Source organism: Mesotoga sp. HF07.pep.5.2.highcov (assembly GCF_003666285.1).
GTDB classification, from domain to species: Bacteria; Thermotogota; Thermotogae; order Petrotogales; family Kosmotogaceae; genus Mesotoga; species Mesotoga prima.
This window is the reverse complement of record NZ_JFHJ01000497.1, coordinates 1-874: the sequence shown is the minus strand read 5'-3', so window position 1 is coordinate 874 and position 874 is coordinate 1. Positions and strand designations below refer to the sequence as shown.

Below are 874 nucleotides of genomic sequence, written 5' to 3'. Positions count from 1 at the left end.
CAGTATCTTTACTCGGAGGATGAGCTCTTCCATTTCATGGACCTTGAGACCTATGAGCAGTATACAATTGGTGTAGACGAGATGGGAGATGCTCTGGACTACATCAAGGAAAACGAGGAAGTGGACCTTCAGTTCCATGAAGATAGACCCATAGGTGTTATACTTCCAAACACTGTCGTCCTCAAAGTAACGAATACTGCACCTGCCTATAAAGGTGATACAGTTTCTGGAAGCGGCAAACCGGCTGTTCTCGAAACGGGATTGAAGGTTTCTGTCCCATTCTTCGTCGAGAACGGAGAGCTGATTCGAGTAGATACAAGAACAGGCGAATATATCGAAAGGGCTTAGGTGGAAAGGAGGGAGAATGATGGACTTTGAAGAGACCGATCTCGGAAGAATTGAAATCTCGGAGGCTGTAATCCGGGATATTGCTATTCACTCCTACATGGAATTCCTCAAGTTCGATCCAAAGGAAGGAAAAGCAAGAAAAGAGGCCAAGTCGACAGTTGACATTGATCTTGATGAAAAGGTCGATGGGACCAAGACCGTCAAGATTAACGTAAACACAAAAATCAAGTATGGTGTCTCGATACCTTCGTACGCCAGAAAAATGCAGGAGAAACTGAAGAACGACGTCGAAAGCTTTAGCGGCATAAAGGTAGAAGACGTGTCGATTACAATTGAAGATGTTTACGAAGAAGCCCAGAAGCCTGCTGTCATCGAGGAAGAAGAGGAGTTTGAAAGCGTAGAAGCCAAACCTGAGTTAGAAAAAATGGCTTCACAAGATTCTACTGTAGAAGAAGACGAAGATAGAGAAAAAGAAGGTTGAAAAGGTGACGGCAGGTCCAAACAAAAGCAGACGAAAAATGAGGGA

The 874-nt window shown here is 44.2% G+C and carries 2 protein-coding genes; both read left to right on the top strand.

Features of this window, described 5'->3' with window-relative positions; translation table 11 throughout:
- Window positions 1–348 (top strand): elongation factor P (locus tag BG32_RS10475; RefSeq protein ID WP_121526802.1); only part of this gene is annotated, 348 nt, incomplete at its 5' end.
- A 16-nt stretch (window positions 349–364) separates the two neighbouring features.
- A complete protein-coding gene (locus BG32_RS10470) occupies window positions 365–829 on the top strand; it encodes an Asp23/Gls24 family envelope stress response protein (protein WP_259459674.1) in 465 nt (154 codons plus the stop codon).
- Window positions 830–874 lie beyond the last annotated feature (45 nt).

Coding starts and splice junctions, on each gene's coding strand:
- BG32_RS10470 (WP_259459674.1), top strand. CDS start 365: ATGATGGACTTTGAAGAGACCGATCTCGGAAGAATTGAAATCTCGGAG.